The organism is Priestia sp. P5 (assembly GCF_029522155.1).
GTDB classification, from domain to species: domain Bacteria; phylum Bacillota; class Bacilli; order Bacillales; family Bacillaceae_H; genus Priestia; species Priestia megaterium_E.
On the sequence record NZ_JAKWFJ010000002.1, the window covers coordinates 134,922 to 151,546 of the forward strand.

The following is a 16,625-nucleotide window of genomic DNA, read 5'->3' on the forward strand; positions in this document are numbered from 1 at the left end:
TACAATTTGTCCAGTGTATCCCCGTTTCGCATTAAATATAATAAGGGATAACGTTAGTATTTATCACATACTAGAAGGAATCGTCACAAACGCCTTTATATTTCAGAAAATTCAAATAAAATTTGTTTTTTGGAATGAACTTATTTTATGAAAAGGGGTTTTATGAATGAAAACACAAATTGAGCAAGATGGAATTGTGACGCTCACAGATGAGACGCACAATCAGCTGAGCGGCAGTGACCTTTGGAATGAGGATTTACGTCCGACTACGATGAAAGAGCATTCTTGGAAAGGAGTTAACTTTGCCACGCTTTGGATTGGGATGTGTCTGTGTATTCCAGCTTACACAATGGCGAGCGGAATGATGACGCTTGGAATGAACTGGTGGCAAGCAATTGGTACAATCTTTTTAGGAAATGTTATTGTTCTTATTCCTATTTTGCTTAATTCTCACGCTGGAACCAAGTTTGGCATTCCTTATCCAGTATTTGCCCGCCTGTGGTTTGGAGATAAAGGAGCACATATCCCAGCACTGGCTAGGGCCATTGTGGCTGCTGGGTGGTTTGGAATTAATACATGGATTGGAACGGAAGCAATTGATACACTGCTAAGCGCTTCGTTTTCGTCTTGGAATGGGTTAGCTGGTCATACAGCCATTGTATTTGCTCTTTTTTGGCTTTTAAATGTAGGAGTGGCATATAAAGGACCGCAAGCGATTAAAGTATTAGGAGCGATTGCGGCTCCTGTTATTGGTATTTCAGCTATTATTCTTTTCATATGGGCTTATACAAACTCGGGAGGGTGGGGCCCCATTTTATCTACGCCTTCTAAATTTACATCAACCAGAGAATTTCTAGCCGTATTTTTCCCAGCTTTAACAGGAGTTATTGCCTTTTGGGCGACGCTCGCTTTGAACATTCCGGATTTTTGTCGATATGCTAGAAGTCAGAAATCTCAAATGGTTGCGCAAACCTTTTCCTTGCCATTGACGATGAGTATTTTTTCATTTATTGGAATTGCCGTTACTTCAGCAACAATCGTTATATTTGGAGAAGCTATTTGGGATCCAGTGGCGTTAGTAGCTAAATTCCCTCCGTTTATCATTTTCTTAGGAACAATCGTTATCGTGCTTTCTTCTTTAACGATTAATGTGGGAGCAAATATTGTTGCGCCAGCCCGTGCAATTGAGAATCTGAATCCAAAGAAAATCACGTTTGCGATGGGGGCGCTAGTGACCGGTATTTTTGCTATTTTACTTCAGCCATGGTACATCATGTCTAATTTCGGGAACTATATTTTCGGCTGGCTTGGAACATACGGAGCGCTGCTTGGCCCTATAGACGGCATCGCTATTGCTGACTACTGGCTTGTAAGAAGGAGACAGATGGCATTAAAGGATTTATACGAGGTAAACGGTCGCTATAGTTATTCAACTGGTTTTAATAAAAACGGTATTTATGCATTAGTAATTGGCGTGGCCATACCTGTTTTAGGCTTACTGATTCCTGGACTGCGCTTTTTATGGGATAATGCCTGGACATTTGGTCTATTTATTTCTATCATCGCCTATACGTATCTCATGAGAGGAGATAAAAGTGTATTAGCGCCGGGGGAATATGAAGAAATAACGTTAAAAACAAGCGAAAAACCAATTATCGACAGTCAAACGGCTGATCCAACCATCACCAAATAAATAAGATAAATCCAATCATTAACATGATTGGATTTTTTTATGTGTTGAAACTCTATGGAAGAAAATTGATAAAATTTTTTTGAGTTTTTTTATTGATTTAAGAATTTTTTTTTCATATAATTTAAGTAATAAAAAAATGAAATCGTTTTCTAAAATAATTAATGTAAACGATTTCGATGATTTGAACTTATTTTTTTAAATTTACAGGGTGTAGAGCTTTTTTGCTACATAGAGAAAGCGTTTACTTAAGGGGAAGGTGGAAAGCAAGATGGATGCATACTTATTAGCTATTACAGTTGCCGCAATTGTTATTGTTATTGTAGGTGTTTCAGTTTTTAAATGGCATGCGTTTATTAGTTTAACGGTTGCAAGTTTGTTTTTAGCGATTGCTTCTGGATTATCGATGGATAAAATTGTTGCCGCTTACGAAACGGGAGTGGGCGGTGTTTTAGGCCACTTAGTAGGAATTTTAGCGCTGGGAACAATTTTAGGTAAGTTGATGGCCGATTCAGGTGCCGGCATGCAGGTAGCGGATTATTTCGTAAGAATATTCGGTGTGAAAAGACTGCCATGGGCGATGCTAGTAGCAGGTTTCATTATTGGTATTCCTGTTTTCTTCGAAGTAGGAATTTTAATTCTACTGCCTTTAGTTATTTCCATTCATAAAACGACAAAACAAAATATATTATTGATTGCTCTGCCGGTTATTGCGGGATTATCAATTGTTCACGGTCTCGTTCCTCCCCATCCAGGAGCGATGGCAGCTATTAGTATTTACGGAGCAAATACGGGGAAAGTGCTTTTATACGCATTAATCATTTCAATTCCAGCTGCAGTCATTGCTGGACCAGTTTTTGCAAAATGGGTTCACAAACGAGTGATTCCAGAAGGAGAACCTGATCTAATTCGTATTACGACAACATCAAAAGATCTTCCTGGTACAGGCGTTTCATTTTTTGTCATTTTACTGCCCGTTCTATTAATGGTCTTAGCAGCTATAGCACCTGTTATTAACGGATTGCCAAGCGGCGTAGTGAAGTTTGTAGAATTAATAGGAAGTCCATTAATTGCACTTTTAATTGCTTGTTTTGCAGCGTTTTACCTGCTTGGAAAACGTCAAGGTATGACAAAAGATGTGATTAAAAAACTAACGGAAGAATGTTTGCTTCCTGTAGGATCCATTGTCTTAATTATTGGCGCAGGCGGTGGTTTCAAACAAGTATTAATCGATAGCGGAGTAGGTACAACGATTGGTCAAATGTCTGAACATCTATCTCTATCGCCACTTGTACTTGCATTTTTAATTGCTGGATTAATCCGTATTGCTACAGGTTCAGCAACAGTTGCATTAACAACAGCGGCTGGTATTGTCTCACCAATCATTGAGCACATGTCCGGTGTTAACTTAGAACTGCTTGTTATCGTTACGGGTGCAGGTTCACTAATGTTCTCTCACGTTAATGATGCTGGCTTCTGGATGGTGAAGGAGTATTTAGGATTAACAGTGAAAGAAACGTTCAAAACATGGACCGTTCTGGAAACGCTTCTATCCTTTATTGCTTTTGCAGGAGCACTTATCCTAAATGCATTAATTTAAAAATAAGACTCTTTTACTCTATGTAAAAGAGTCTTATTTTTTTATGAAAGAAAAGAATTTACAAGAAAAATAATCAAAATATTTTCTTTATTCGTTAAATTATGGCAAAATAGAAATAGAAGAATAATAGCTTCTAAGAAGGGAATGACAGAGAGTGAGTAATCAACTAGTATTTTTCACAAACTTTTCAGAAGGAAAATTAGATTCAGACGTTTCTTGGTATTGTCCACCAGCTCAATTTCAAATTGATACAGAAACGAATCGATTAGTGATTAAAACGGACGCTAAAACAGATTTTTGGCAGCGTACTCATTATGGCTTTGAAGCGGACAATGGACACTTTCTTTACCGTGAAGTAGAAGGCGACTTTGAAATCATGACAAAGGTGCATACATATCCAGTTAATCGCTACGATCAAGCAGGTCTCATGATTCGTGTATCAAAAGATACGTGGATCAAAACGTCAGTTGAATACAATCCCGATGGTCCTAACCAATTAGGAGCAGTCGTAACCAACCAGGGCTTCTCAGATTGGTCCAGTCAAAATTTTACCCAAAACAAATCAGCGCTTTATTTTAAAATTCAGCGCAAAAACGATGATTACACCGTTTGTTATTCAAGTGATGGAGATTCTTGGACTCAGCTCCGACTCGCTCACTTAATGAACTCAACCAAAGAATCTGTTCAAGTGGGTATTTATGCTTGTAGTCCTCAAGGAGAAGGGTATGAAGCCCAATTTGATTTTATAAAAGTAGAAAAAATGTAAATAAAAACCACGATTTAGCCACAGCTAAATCGTGGTTTTTATTTAGAAAGCGCATTATCTAAAGGCTGTGTGGCAGAAGCGGATGTCGGTTGATTGCGTAAAGCAATTTTTTGCTTGAAGTAGCTGATGACAAAACCTGTAATCGCAATGGATATAACAGAGAAAATTCCTTTTGAAAGTCCAATTGAATACATGCTCGACAGCACGACAAGAAAATCAAATGAAAAATTCACTTTTCCAGGATCCCAGCCGAATTTTCGCTGTGCGAATAACGCTAGAATATTAGCACCGCCGAGAGAAGCTCCGTTCATAAATAAAATGGATAAGCCAAGGCCGGCAATTAGTCCGCCGGTAACAGCACCCATCAGGCTAGGAAGTGTAAAAGAAGGAAGCAAGTGATCGAGTGAAGTGAGAAGCGATAGCAAAGACACTGATCCTATAGTTGTAGCGGTAAATTTCCATCCCATTTGAAAGAAGGAAAAGAGATAAAAAGGAATATTAATGAGAAAAAAGATCACCGCAAACGACAAGGGAAGGGCATACGACAAGCTGAGAGACAGACCAGCTGTTCCCCCCGTCACTACGTGAGAGTGCCGCAAGATAAGAACACCAATACTTGCAATCGTACAACCAAGAATAATCCATAAAACTTTTCGCATAAATAAACCCCTCTGTTTGTTTTTTCGGAATTTTCATTTTCAATTATCTACTTTAATGATAGGATATTAAATAAAGAAAACACATGTATAAATGAAGGAAATAATACTTGTTCTGTTATCAACTTGAATAAAGATTTTATTTATTATATTCATTTTGAAAGGAAAGGTTTGGATGGATCAAATTGATGCACAACTATTGTCTATTTTGCAAAGGGACGGACGTATGACGATTAGTGATTTATCAAAAAAGCTGGCTCTTAGCCGTCCAAGCGTATCAGAAAGACTGCAGCGTCTTCAGGAACGAGGAGTGATCCAGCGTTTCAGCGCTACGGTGTCTCCGAAAGCTTTAGGAAGAGATACACAGCTATTTATTCAAGTAAGCGAATTAAAAAGAAAACCAGAGGAGTTTGAAGACTTTATTGAGCAAAATGAAGACGTGCTTGAATGTCATCGCGTAACGGGGCCGGTTTCTTACTTTATCAAAGCAGCCGTGTCCGGAATGGATGGACTTCGAATGCTGGTGGATGAACTGATTCCTTATGGAAATGTAAATACTTCAATTATTTTAAAGTCGCCTGTAGAAAACAGGATGATTACTCCTGTACAAAAACCGGCCCCATAAGAGGCCGGTTTTTCGTATAAAGACATATTAATAAAATCCTTTAATAATATAAAAATGATTTTGTAAAATATCAGGTATTTCTTCTTCTGAAACGTTCCTTTTCGTCTTTTTTTCACCATCTGTTACAGTCAGCGTTTCACCGGAGAGGGTAATGCGCCCTGTAAGTGTTGCGATCGTAACAAGACGTTTGTGTACAAACGGAGAATCAGCTGACGTTTGATTGAACTCACACATAGGAGTAAAGTCAGTCAGTTTCTTAGGAAGCGTAGACACACGGTAGAGTGTTTTCCATACATTATCTTCCCATCGCTGCAACTCATACATATGCTCAGCAACGTTTGTCATACGATAAGAGCCGCTTACATCTCTTACTACTTCGCCATTTAAAGGCATTGGTTTGCGCACAGAATCTCCAAATCCAACGTCTACGATGTAAGACTGATTCTCAATCGTTACAAGGTTTGTAGCGTGACTTCCTTCAATGGTCCACGTGCCGTCGGGTTTTTTGACGGTAGCTGAAACGTAAGAGACTTCATATCCGCTTTCTTTTAACAGCCAGCCAAATAGACCGTTTAATTCGTAGCAAAACCCTCCACGCAAATTTACAATTACTTTTTGAAAAATTCGTTCTAAATCAATGATAATAGGGGTTTGAGACAAAACGTCTAAGTTCTCAAACGGAATATGAAGCATATGCTTGTTCTGTAAAGCGGCTAAGCTTTCATAGGTTGGACTATCTGGTCTCTTAGCTAAAAACCGGCTAAAATAGTAATTAATATTCATCAAATACACCTCTTAGTAAATCATTTCTCTCTGTCTTCAGGCCTAGAAGAATGTTCATGTAACAGCGTTTTTTCAATTGTCTTTTTGGAAGCGAATCCTTGAAGTACACGGCTGCCAATTTTTAAAGTTGGTACTTTCATCCCGTCACGCTCCTTTATGGCATGTTTTTATTTTATCAAAAGTAACGGCGGTCCTTCCAACTTCGGAACTATGGAAAAATAGTTGACAAAATTGGATAACTCTTTCTATAATATAGTCAATACATATCACGAGCGATTAGTTCAGTGGGAGAATACATCCTTGACAGGGATGGGGTCGGGGGTTCGAATCCCTCATCGCTCATACCAAAGCCGTTTTCTTATTAATAAGAGAGCGGTTTTTCTCTTTTGTTTGACAAATCAATGCTATATTAAATCTTGAGCGCGTATAGAAGAATTAAAGTATAATGAAACATAGTGCATCAGGTCATGATAAAGATAATCACTAATTTAAAATAAATGAGGGTACAAAATGAATCAAAGAAGTTTTAGTCAATATGGTCTTAGTGACAAGGTAGCTAAGGCGCTTTCTAGCCTGCAATACAATCATCCTACGGAAGTACAAAGCAAGGTGCTTCCTATCGCGCTAGAAGAAAGAGATGTTGTCGTGAAGTCTCAAACAGGAAGTGGAAAAACGGCTTCCTTTGGCATTCCACTGTGTGAATTAGTTAACTGGGAAGAAAATAAGCCCCAGGCCTTAGTGTTAACACCTACACGAGAGCTGGCTGCGCAGGTAAAAGAAGATATTACAAATATCGGCCGTTTTAAGCGAATTAAAGCAGCAGCTGTCTACGGAAAATCACCGTTTGCCAAGCAAAAAGTAGAATTAAAGCAAAAAACACATATTGTTGTAGGTACGCCTGGACGAGTGCTTGATCATATAGAAAAAGAAACGCTTGCATTAGAAAAAATTCGTTATTTGGTTATTGATGAAGCAGATGAAATGCTAAATATGGGTTTTATTGACCAAGTAGAAGCAATTATTCAACATCTTCCTAGTGAGCGTGTAACGATGCTTTTCTCCGCTACGCTTCCTGAAGATATTGAAGAGCTTTCTCGCAAGTATATGAAAAAACCGGTTGATATTGAAATCAAAGCAAACGGATTAACGACAAGTACGATTGACCATTCTGTTATATCAGTAGAAAACGAACGTAAATTTGAACTGCTGAAAGACGTAACCACAGTAGAAAATCCGGACAGCTGCATCATTTTTTGCCGCACGCAAGAGCAGGTAAATACGCTGTTAGACGATTTAGATGATCTTGGATATCCTTGTGATAAAATTCACGGGGCAATGGTGCAAGAAGACCGTTTTGAGGTTATGAATGATTTCAAAAAAGGTAAATTTCGCTATTTAGTGGCGACAGATGTAGCTGCGAGAGGCATTGATATTGATAATATCACACACGTTATTAACTACGACCTTCCGTTAGAAAAAGAAAGCTACGTTCACCGTACAGGAAGAACGGGACGTGCCGGTAAAAACGGGAAAGCCATCACATTTGTAACGCCTTATGAAGAGAGAATGCTATCGGAAATTGAAGAATATATCGGTTTTTCAATTCCAACATCTACCCCTCCTTCTAAAGAAGAAGTACAGCAGGCAGCATCCGCTTTTACTGAAAAAATCAATGAGCGTCCAGAAGTTAAAAAAGATAAAAGCGAGTCATTAAATAAAAACATTATGAAGCTGTATTTTAACGGAGGAAAGAAAAAGAAAATTAGAGCGGTTGATTTTGTGGGAACAATTGCAAAGTTAGACGGAGTAACCGCAGACGATATTGGAATTATTACGATCCAAGAAAATGTCTCTTATGTAGAGATTTTGAATGGAAAAGGTCCAAAAGTGTTACAAGCAATGAAAAACAAAACGATTAAAGGAAAGAAACTAAAAGTTCATAAGGCAATTAAATAGCAGAAGGAAGTCCATCTTTTTAAAGATGGGCTTTATTTATAGAGACAATAAAGGAGTTGAGAGTATGAAGTACATAAAATAAGCGTGTGTAGAAGGGTATGAGCAGGCAAAAAAAGCAGAAAAGCTAGGAGCAGACCGCATTGAATTATGTGACAATCTCAGTCAAGGAGGCACTACGCCAAGTTACGGCACCATTCAATATGCAAGCGAACATCTTGATACAGATATCAACGTGATTATTCGTCCAAGAATTGGTGGTTTTGTATATTCTGAAGCAGAATATCAAATTATGAAAAAAGACGTTAAAACATGTAAAGACCTTGGAGTAAACGGAGTAGTATTCGGCATTTTAACAGAAGAAGCTGAAATCGATTGCGGACGCACTAAAGAGTTAATAGCAGAAGCTCGTCCTTTAAGCATTACATTTCATATGGCATTTGATGAGATTAAAGATAAATACAAAGCCATTGATATACTCATCGAATTGGGAGCAGACCGTATTTTGACCAAAGGAGGGAAAGGATCTGCTTTGCAAAATCTGCATATGCTCCGAGAATTGATCACATATGCTAATGAACGTATTATTATTTTGCCCGGCGGAGGAATTCATGAAGGCAACGCAGAGCGGGTTATGAAAGAAACAAAAGCAGCTGAATTACACGGAACAAAAATTGTAGGAGATTTATCTCGTTAAATAAAAAAGCTGTTCCAAAAGGAACAGCTTTTTTATTTTGATGTATTTTCTTTTGCTGCTAAGCCGCTCGTCATTTTGGTACGCTGAAAGAAAAAAGAACCTACGACGAGTACAGCAATTAAAAGAGTTAAGAAGAACTGAGAACGTAATGAATCAATAAATGCCATAGCAATAAAAATACTCGTGATGGCAAGGATTGTAGCGTAAGTTAAGTAAGGAAATAACCACATTTTAATTTTTAATGCTTCGGGATTTTCTTTTTCATATTTTTTTCTCATTTTAATCTGTGAAAATGCAATAACAAGATAGACAAGAAGCGCTACGCCGCCTGATGCATTCACTAAAAACAAAAAGATTTTGTCCGGTGAAATGTAGTTAAAGATAACGCTAACGTACGAGATAACTGTACATGCTAATATCGCACTAACCGGCACGCCTTTTTTGTTTAATTTTGAAAAGCTTCTTGGCGCATCACCGTTTTGAGACATGGAAAACAGCATGCGAGAACTTGTATACAGACCAGAATTCAGACAGGAAAGAACGGCTGTTAAAATAATAAAGTTCATAATTTGAGCTGCGGCCGGTACATTCACTAATTCAAGAATAGAGACAAATGGGCTTTTCATTAGGCTTGATGAATTCCACGGAAGAACGGTTACTAAAATAAAGATAGATCCTAAATAGAAAAATAAAATACGATAAATAACGGTATTGGTCGCGATGGTAATGGCTTTTTCAGGTTGAGAAGATTCACCTGCCGCGGTTGCAACAATTTCTGTTCCCATAAAGGAGAACATGACAAGGGCAATTCCTAAAAATACAGAGCTAATTCCATTCGGTAAAAAGCCGCCTTTGTGCAAAAGGTTGGAAGTGCCGGGAGAATCAATTCCTGGAATGAATCCACAAATAATAGCTATACCTAAAAGTAAAAAAAGAACGATACTGACGACTTTAATGAGGGAAAACCAATATTCAAATTCTCCGAAAGATTTAACGGAGTACAGATTGGTCATCGTTAATAAAAAAGTAAGAGCCAAGCTTACTCCCCAAGACGGCAAAGACGGGAACCAGTATTGAATAATATTTGCACCTGCAATGGCTTCAACAGCAATAACGATAACCCAGAAAAACCAATAGAGCCAGCCAATCGTGTAGCCGGCCCAAGGGCCTAATGCCTCTTTTGCATAAGTGGAAAAAGAACCGCTGGAAGGATTTGCAGTAGACATTTCGCCAAGCATTCGCATGACTAAAATAACGAGCAAGCCAGCAAATGCGTACGAAAAAATAGATCCCGGTCCAGCGGTGTTAATGAGTGATCCGCTTCCGATAAACAATCCAGCCCCGATAATTCCTCCAAGAGAAATCATGGTGATATGCCGGATCTTTAACTCTTTTTTTAACTGTGGCTGTGGATGGCTGTTCATTTGTAACCTCCTATATAATCTGAATTTTTAGTTAATATGAAGAATTATAGTATGTTGTAAGACGTATGGACAGGATGTTGTTAGAAGTTCTTTCATACAAAAAGCGGATATGAATGGTTGCATTCATACCCGGCTTACTCTGACACAGACATTCATTATGCGTATAAAGTACCTGATTAGTGTCTTTTTTCTTTATTATAATAAGTAATGCAGATGAATTTTTTATGAATGGTAGCTGAAAATAAGCTGAATGATTGTTTTAGATACGTTAATCAAAAGAGGTATACATCCTATTAAAGAATAATGTGGAATAATATTCAAACTCTCTGTAAAGCGCTAAATGCGGGTTTTCCTTTCTGAAAACGGGTATATATAGTAGTAAGAAGTTTATTCTTTTGCTAAGTATAAAAGAAAGATGTGCGATAGAAACAGGAGGTTATAAATAATGAAACATGTTGAAGTAGTAGAAAAAGGAGCAAACATTAACGAAGCAGTTAATCAATTTGCAGATAAAGGTTTTGAGAAAAATGAAGTATACGTGTTTACCTATGACAAGGAAAACTCTAAAAATTTAACAGAAGTAACGGACACAAATATTATTCGACTGTCTGAAGAAGGTCCTTTGCATTCAGCAGCGAGTTTATTTTTAACAAGAGAAGATGAGCTTCGAACAAAAATGGCTTCACTAGGCTTATCAAAAGACGAAACAAAAAAATATGAAGAAGAGTTAAAGAAAGGCAGTGCGATTGTAGTGGCTGCTACTGGGGAAAGAAAAGACGTTTAAGTTTAATAGAGGCTATGAAAAAAGTAGTTTAGTTAAAGGAAGATCCGAACGCGTTTGATTCTTGATAGAGAATCAAACGCGTTCGGATTTTTTTGTGGGGACGGTGTAACAAGTGATCTATACGAGCTTCTTTATCCCATTTGTTCGTCTTTAGATTTAAATGATTTCGTTATGTCTCACACTTTTTTGTTTTTTCCAATATATGATTGATAAAACTAATGATATTAGTTAAAATTAAAACTAATACCATTAGTTTTAATTTTGATAATAGGGGATGAGGAAATGAGAATAGTTCGTGAGAAAATGTTGTATCAACTGACGTTTTTGCCTCGCTTTTTTCCAGTGAATTGTTATTTAGTCGAAGAGAAAGACAGTCTTACATTAATTGATGCAGCTCTTCCTTACAGCGCGTCGGGTATTTTGAAAGCTGCAGATCAAATTGGAAAACCGATTACTCGAATTGTTTTTACACATACTCATGAAGATCACATCGGAGCGATTGATAATTTGAAAAAAAGTTTGCCGAATGCTTCTGTTTATATGTCGCAAAGAGATTATCGATTATTTTCAGGAGATTTCACACTCGATTCTGAAGAACCTCAAAATCCAATCCGTGGAGGAATACCAAAACTAGGAAAGGTTTCAACTAAAATTGATCATTTCATCGAAGAAGATTCTTATATAGGCTCACTTGCTCCTATTTTTACACCTGGACATACACCTGGATCTATGTCTTTTTTAGACCAGAGAACGAACGCATTAATTGCCGGAGATTCGTTCCAAGTGCGAGGAGGAATTGCGGTATCAGGTCAGTTAAAACCGCTGTTTCCGTTTCCTGCCTTTGGAACGTGGAGCAAAGAGCTAGCGCTTAAAAGTGCAGAAAAGCTACATGAACTAAACCCGTCACTTCTTGCTGTTGGACACGGAAAAATTCTTTCTCAGCCGCTAAAATTGATGGAAAAAGCAATACAACAAGCGAAAGTAAAAATAGAAAAAAGGAGATGAAGGGATGTCGCCACGACAAGGACTAGATTTCAAAAAGGTTATTCAAACAGGTGAAAATTTGGCCAATCGTGAAGGATTTTATGCTGTTACAATTGCTTCATTAGCAAAAGAACTAAATGTTCGTCCACCGTCTTTATATAACCATATAAAAGGATTAGAAGAGCTGCGCAAAGAACTGGCTTTAAGTGGACTGCAGCAGCTATATCATCTTTTAAAAAGTACTGTTGAACATGCTTCCGCAGAAGACGCTGTTTATCATCTAAGTAAAGCGTACGTTTCATTTGTAAGAAAGTCTCCGGGAATATACGAAGCAACGGCAACGGTAGCACCAAGGATACAGGATGAAGAAGTACAAAAAGCATCTGATAACATTTTGTTTTTAGTGCTAGATGTGTTGAAACCGTATCAGCTTCCGGAAAATGAAGCCCTTCATGCTGTTAGAAGTCTTCGTAGTATTTTACATGGGTTTTCTTCTTTGGAGCAGAAAAGGGGATTTGGAATGTCATTAAGCACTGATGAGACGCTAGACTTTTTAATCCGTACGTTTGCATTGGGGCTACACCGGTATAAACAGACCACATAAATTTCATTAATGCCACTAAGCCTAATGCTTTAGTTGAAATTGAAAAAAAAGAGAAAGAATGATAGATTACAAATAAAGACATTTATTCCTATTGTTTTAGGGTTGTTACTGATGAAGCAGGCAAAACCTAAGCTGCAAGGACAGAAAAAGGTAGTTTCTGTTTGTTGCTGTTTAGGTATTTTTTGTTTTTGTTTAAAATAACCAGCCCTTTTCATTTATTTTATAAGGGAGAAATCTTCTGAGAATGGAGAGAAGCAAACATGCTTAATTCAAGAATGATCGTCATATTAAGAGAACTAATGTCCGTACAGTCTACACTATCAACCGTTACGAGTGAATATTTAGCAACAGTAAATCAAGTATCTTCTCGAACTATTCGAACGGATATAAAACAGCTAGATGACATTTTGTCTCAGTACGGAGCTAAAATTAAATCAGCTCGTGGGACAGGATATGAACTTAGCGTTTTAGATGAAAAACAGTTCCATCATCTATTAAAAGAACTTTCGGCTAATCAATTATTTGATGCAACTTCTATTCCAACCGTTCCTGATGACCGCGTGCATTATTTAATCAAAAGGTTGCTGCTAGCAGACGAATATTTGAAGCTCGAAGATTTAGCAGACGAGTTGTATATTAGCAAGTCAACGGTTCAAAACGATTTAAGAGATGTTAAAAAACAGCTGTGTAAATATGATATTCTTTTAGAAAAACGTCCTAACTATGGCTTGAAAGCTAAAGGAGACGAAATGAAAATGAGATTCTGTATGTCTGAGTACATATTCAACCGAAAAGATAAAGAAATAGATATGGTATACAATAAAATATCTATCCTGCCCCAAGAATCAATCTTAACGATTAAAGCCCACATTTTAAATCAAATAAAACGATACAATATTATGGTTTCAGACATTGGATTAAACAACTTAATCATTCATTTAGCGATAGCTTGTAAGCGAATACAAGAAGAAAATTTTATCTCTTTGTATTCAGAAGATCTACTTGAGATTATGGAGCATAAAGAATATGAAGTGGCAGCTGAAATTGTGCGAGAGATTGAAAATGCATTCAAGATTCGTTTTCCGAAGTCAGAAACGGCATATATCGCCATTCATTTGTTAGGTACAAAAATGCTCAACAATAGTAATCATGAAGAAAAAGAAGTGAAGCAGTTTATTGACACAAATATCTATGAATTAACTGCAGCTATATTAGAAGCAATTGAAAAAGAGCTTCATTTAGGAATTAGTGAAGATTCAGAGCTGATCCTTGGCATGAGCTTGCATTTGAAACCGGCTATCAATCGCTATAAATATGGAATGAATCTGCGAAACCCGATGCTTGAAGGAATTAAGAGTCATTATCCTCTGGCTTTTGAAGCTGGGATTATAGCTGGGAAGGTTTTGAAAAATCGCCTTGAAATCGACATGCATGAAACGGAAATTGGCTATTTAGCTTTACATATTGGAGGGGCCATTGAACGTCGGAAAATTATCAATCAACCTAAGCGCTGTTTGATTGTATGCGCATCGGGAGTAGGGAGTGCCAAGCTATTATCATATAAGCTGCAGGCTACTTTTGGATTAAATCTGACTATTTTAGGAACAACGCAGTATTATAAGCTTCACCAAATGTCGCTGCACTCTATAGATTTTATTGTTAGTACCATTCCAATTCCAGATCATCTTCCTGTTCCTGTAGTACAAGTAAGTACGATTCTAGGAAACAGTGATTTTAAAAAAATTGATTGTTTAATGAAGAACAAACAGCAGCCTTCCTTAGAATACACAAAAAAAGAATTAGTATATTTGCAGCAAGAATTTCAAACGAGAGAAGAAGTACTTCATTTTTTAGGAGAGAAATTAACTCATCTAGGACTAGTTCCTTCTCAATTTATAGAATCTGTTTTTGAAAGAGAAGCTGCATCACCAACAAGTTTTGGCAATCTCGTTGCGATTCCTCATCCTATGGTTCCTCAAACGGATACGACGTTTTGGGCCATTTGCACGTTGAAAAAACCGATTATGTGGGAAGGAAACCTCGTACAATTTATTTGCCTTTTAAGTGTAAAAGCGAATAATCAAGGCGATTTGCAGAAGATGTACAGTTTGTTAGTCCGCGTTGTAGATGATAAGCAGGTCGTGCAGCGCTTAGTAAAGTGCAAGGATTATGAGGAATTTGTCGAGGTGTTTATGAAAAATATTAGATAAAAAAGAAGTCTGAGAGAGGGACTTCTTTTTTATCTGAATGTTCAAACATAATTTTTCCGTTAGTAGCGGAAAAAGGTTGTGTATAAATGTAAGCGCTTTTATTTTAAGATAAAACTATCAACAAAACAGATAGCAAAATAAAAAAACGGGGGAATGACAAATGAATATTCTATTATGTTGTGCAGCTGGAATGTCTACAAGTTTACTAGTAACAAAAATGGAAAAGAGCGCTCAGGAGCAAAGCACGGAGTATAAAATTTGGGCGGTTCCTGGTGACTCTGTTCGCAACCATATTGATCAAGCGGATGTACTTTTATTAGGACCTCAAGTGCGCTACTTATTGCCGCAGCTTAAGAAGCTAGGTGAAGAAAAAGGAGTGCCAGTTGACGTTATAAATCCTGTTCACTACGGAACGTGTAATGGAGAACAAGTGTTAAAATTTGCAGTTCAACTAGTTTCAAAATAGGAGTGTGGACTACATGAGCAAATTTAATAGTATGCTTGAAAGCAAAGTAATGCCTATCGCGGGGAAAATGGCGGGTCAACGCCATTTACAAGCACTTCGAGACGGTATTGTTCTGACAATGCCGCTCATTATTATCGGTTCAGTATTTTTAATACTGTCGAATTTACCGATACCAGGCTACAACGACTTTATGGCAGGGATTTTCGGAAAAGAATGGGCAACGAAAATGGCCTATCCAGTTGGAGCTACATTCGATATTATGGCGTTGCTTGCTTGTTTTGGAATAGCCTATCGGCTAGCTGAAAAATACGGAGTAGATGCTTTGTCCGCAGGGGCTATTTCACTTGCTGCTTTTTTACTTGCTACTCCGTATAAAGTGTCCTTTCTCCCAAGTGGAGCCAAAGAAGCTATTTTAGTAGACGGCGGAATTCCAACCGCTTTAATGGGAAGTAAAGGGCTTTTTGTAGCGATGATTGTTGCGATTCTCTCTACCGAGATCTACAGATGGTTTATTCAAAAAGACATTATCATCAAGATGCCTGATGGAGTTCCTCCTGCTGTTGGAAAATCGTTTGCTGCTCTTATTCCTGGGTTTACGGTAATAGCATTTATTTGGATTTTACGTTTGTTAGTAGAACAAACTCATTTTGGAAGTCTTCACAATATTGTTGGAGAATTGCTTGGAAAGCCTTTAGGTGTGCTAGGCGGCAGTTTAGGTGGTACGCTAGTTGCCGAGCTTATTATTATGCTCATGTGGTCATGTGGACTTCATGGAGCGAATATTGTGGGTGGAATTATGGCTCCCATTTGGTATGGAGCTATGGATGAAAACCGAATTGCTTTTGCTAACCATGAAGCATTACCAAATATTTTTACACAGCAGTTCTTTGATATTTGGATTAATATCGGAGGCAGCGGAGCAACGTTAGCTTTAGTCGTTGCGATGATTTTAAAAGCGCGCAGTCAACAAATGAAGCAGCTTGGTAAATTAGGAATAGGGCCAGCTCTTTTTAATATCAATGAGCCAATCATCTTTGGACTTCCGATGGTGATGAATCCAATGATGCTTATTCCGTTTATTATTACCCCTCTTGTGACGGTAGTAGCAACCTATATTGCCATGTCGACAGGACTGGTAGCAAAACCAGCAGGTATTGCCGTTCCTTGGACTATGCCTCCGATTATTTCTGGCTATCTGGCAACAGGAGGGAAATTATCGGGTGCAGTTATGCAAGCTATTAACATTGGAATCTCTGTTTGCATCTACTATCCTTTCTTTAGAATGTGGGATAAACAAAAATTCACTGAAGAAAACGGTATACAGCCTGCAGCTGAAGGGGTACCAAGTGATACAAAGAAAGATATTGTGTGAGGAGGGATAAA

At 37.8% G+C, this 16,625-nt stretch carries 14 protein-coding genes, 1 tRNA gene and 1 pseudogene; 13 read left to right on the forward strand and 3 right to left on the reverse strand.

Annotation, left to right across the window (positions count from 1 at the left end):
* The first annotated feature begins 166 nt into the window (after positions 1-166).
* The 3 genes from MMB69_RS17605 to MMB69_RS17615 all read left to right on the forward strand — a co-directional run bounded on the left by MMB69_RS17605 (position 167) and on the right by MMB69_RS17615 (position 4,056).
* Positions 167-1,693, forward strand: coding sequence for an NCS1 family nucleobase:cation symporter-1 (locus MMB69_RS17605; RefSeq protein ID WP_057239434.1), 1,527 nt, complete (start codon positions 167-169; stop codon positions 1,691-1,693).
* A gap of 268 nt (positions 1,694-1,961) precedes the next feature.
* Positions 1,962-3,290, forward strand: coding sequence for a GntT/GntP/DsdX family permease (locus MMB69_RS17610; RefSeq protein WP_116076673.1), 1,329 nt, complete (start codon positions 1,962-1,964; stop codon positions 3,288-3,290).
* A gap of 154 nt (positions 3,291-3,444) precedes the next feature.
* Positions 3,445-4,056 carry a DUF1349 domain-containing protein gene (locus MMB69_RS17615; RefSeq protein ID WP_221812983.1) on the forward strand — a complete coding sequence of 204 codons (612 nt, stop codon included), beginning with the start codon at positions 3,445-3,447 and terminating at the stop codon, positions 4,054-4,056.
* 38 nt (positions 4,057-4,094) lie between these two features.
* Here MMB69_RS17615 and MMB69_RS17620 read toward each other — a convergent pair whose 3' ends face one another.
* Complete coding sequence (locus MMB69_RS17620) at positions 4,095-4,715, reverse strand: YitT family protein (protein WP_221812982.1); 621 nt, start codon at positions 4,713-4,715, stop codon at positions 4,095-4,097.
* Positions 4,716-4,887: 172 nt separating this feature from the next.
* Here MMB69_RS17620 and MMB69_RS17625 point away from each other — a divergent pair, with 172 nt between their 5' ends.
* The gene (locus tag MMB69_RS17625) at positions 4,888-5,337 is read left to right on the forward strand and encodes an Lrp/AsnC family transcriptional regulator (protein WP_013055467.1); all 450 of its coding nucleotides are present in this window, start codon (positions 4,888-4,890) and stop codon (positions 5,335-5,337) included.
* Positions 5,338-5,364: 27 nt separating this feature from the next.
* Here the strand turns inward: MMB69_RS17625 and MMB69_RS17630 are convergent, their stop codons facing one another.
* Positions 5,365-6,120 carry an arylamine N-acetyltransferase family protein gene (locus tag MMB69_RS17630; RefSeq protein WP_221785496.1) on the reverse strand — a complete coding sequence of 252 codons (756 nt, stop codon included), beginning with the start codon at positions 6,118-6,120 and terminating at the stop codon, positions 5,365-5,367.
* A gap of 270 nt (positions 6,121-6,390) precedes the next feature.
* Between MMB69_RS17630 and MMB69_RS17635 the strand changes: the two genes are divergently transcribed.
* The 3 genes and pseudogenes from MMB69_RS17635 to MMB69_RS17645 all read left to right on the forward strand — a co-directional run.
* Positions 6,391-6,462, forward strand: a tRNA-Val gene (locus MMB69_RS17635).
* 168 nt (positions 6,463-6,630) lie between these two features.
* Entirely contained in the window at positions 6,631-8,076 is a 1,446-nt protein-coding gene (locus tag MMB69_RS17640; RefSeq protein WP_221785495.1) for a DEAD/DEAH box helicase, read from the forward strand.
* Positions 8,077-8,173: 97 nt separating this feature from the next.
* Positions 8,174-8,770: pseudogene (locus MMB69_RS17645) on the forward strand (copper homeostasis protein CutC); the annotation flags it as partial.
* Between the two features lie 32 nt (positions 8,771-8,802).
* On the opposite strand, the gene MMB69_RS17650 reads toward MMB69_RS17645, so the two are convergent.
* Positions 8,803-10,194: an amino acid permease gene (locus MMB69_RS17650; protein WP_221785493.1), complete on the reverse strand. Its 1,392-nt coding sequence runs from the start codon at positions 10,192-10,194 to the stop codon at positions 8,803-8,805.
* Between the two features lie 445 nt (positions 10,195-10,639).
* Between MMB69_RS17650 and MMB69_RS17655 the strand changes: the two genes are divergently transcribed.
* The 6 genes from MMB69_RS17655 to celB all read left to right on the forward strand — a co-directional run bounded on the left by MMB69_RS17655 (position 10,640) and on the right by celB (position 16,614).
* Positions 10,640-10,978, forward strand: a complete 339-nt coding sequence (locus tag MMB69_RS17655; RefSeq protein WP_045291863.1) for a YflT domain-containing protein — start codon at positions 10,640-10,642, stop codon at positions 10,976-10,978.
* Between the two features lie 282 nt (positions 10,979-11,260).
* Positions 11,261-11,983, forward strand: a complete 723-nt coding sequence (locus MMB69_RS17660; RefSeq protein ID WP_221785492.1) for an MBL fold metallo-hydrolase — start codon at positions 11,261-11,263, stop codon at positions 11,981-11,983.
* Between the two features lie 4 nt (positions 11,984-11,987).
* On the forward strand, positions 11,988-12,566 hold the full coding sequence (locus MMB69_RS17665) for a TetR/AcrR family transcriptional regulator (RefSeq protein WP_221785491.1): 579 nt from the start codon (positions 11,988-11,990) through the stop codon (positions 12,564-12,566).
* A gap of 260 nt (positions 12,567-12,826) precedes the next feature.
* Positions 12,827-14,776, forward strand: coding sequence for a BglG family transcription antiterminator (locus MMB69_RS17670; RefSeq protein ID WP_221785490.1), 1,950 nt, complete (start codon positions 12,827-12,829; stop codon positions 14,774-14,776).
* Positions 14,777-14,936: 160 nt separating this feature from the next.
* The gene (locus tag MMB69_RS17675) at positions 14,937-15,242 is read left to right on the forward strand and encodes a PTS sugar transporter subunit IIB (protein ID WP_013055477.1); all 306 of its coding nucleotides are present in this window, start codon (positions 14,937-14,939) and stop codon (positions 15,240-15,242) included.
* A 13-nt stretch (positions 15,243-15,255) separates the two neighbouring features.
* Positions 15,256-16,614: a PTS cellobiose transporter subunit IIC gene (celB, locus tag MMB69_RS17680; protein ID WP_221785489.1), complete on the forward strand. Its 1,359-nt coding sequence runs from the start codon at positions 15,256-15,258 to the stop codon at positions 16,612-16,614.
* Positions 16,615-16,625: the final 11 nt, after the last annotated feature.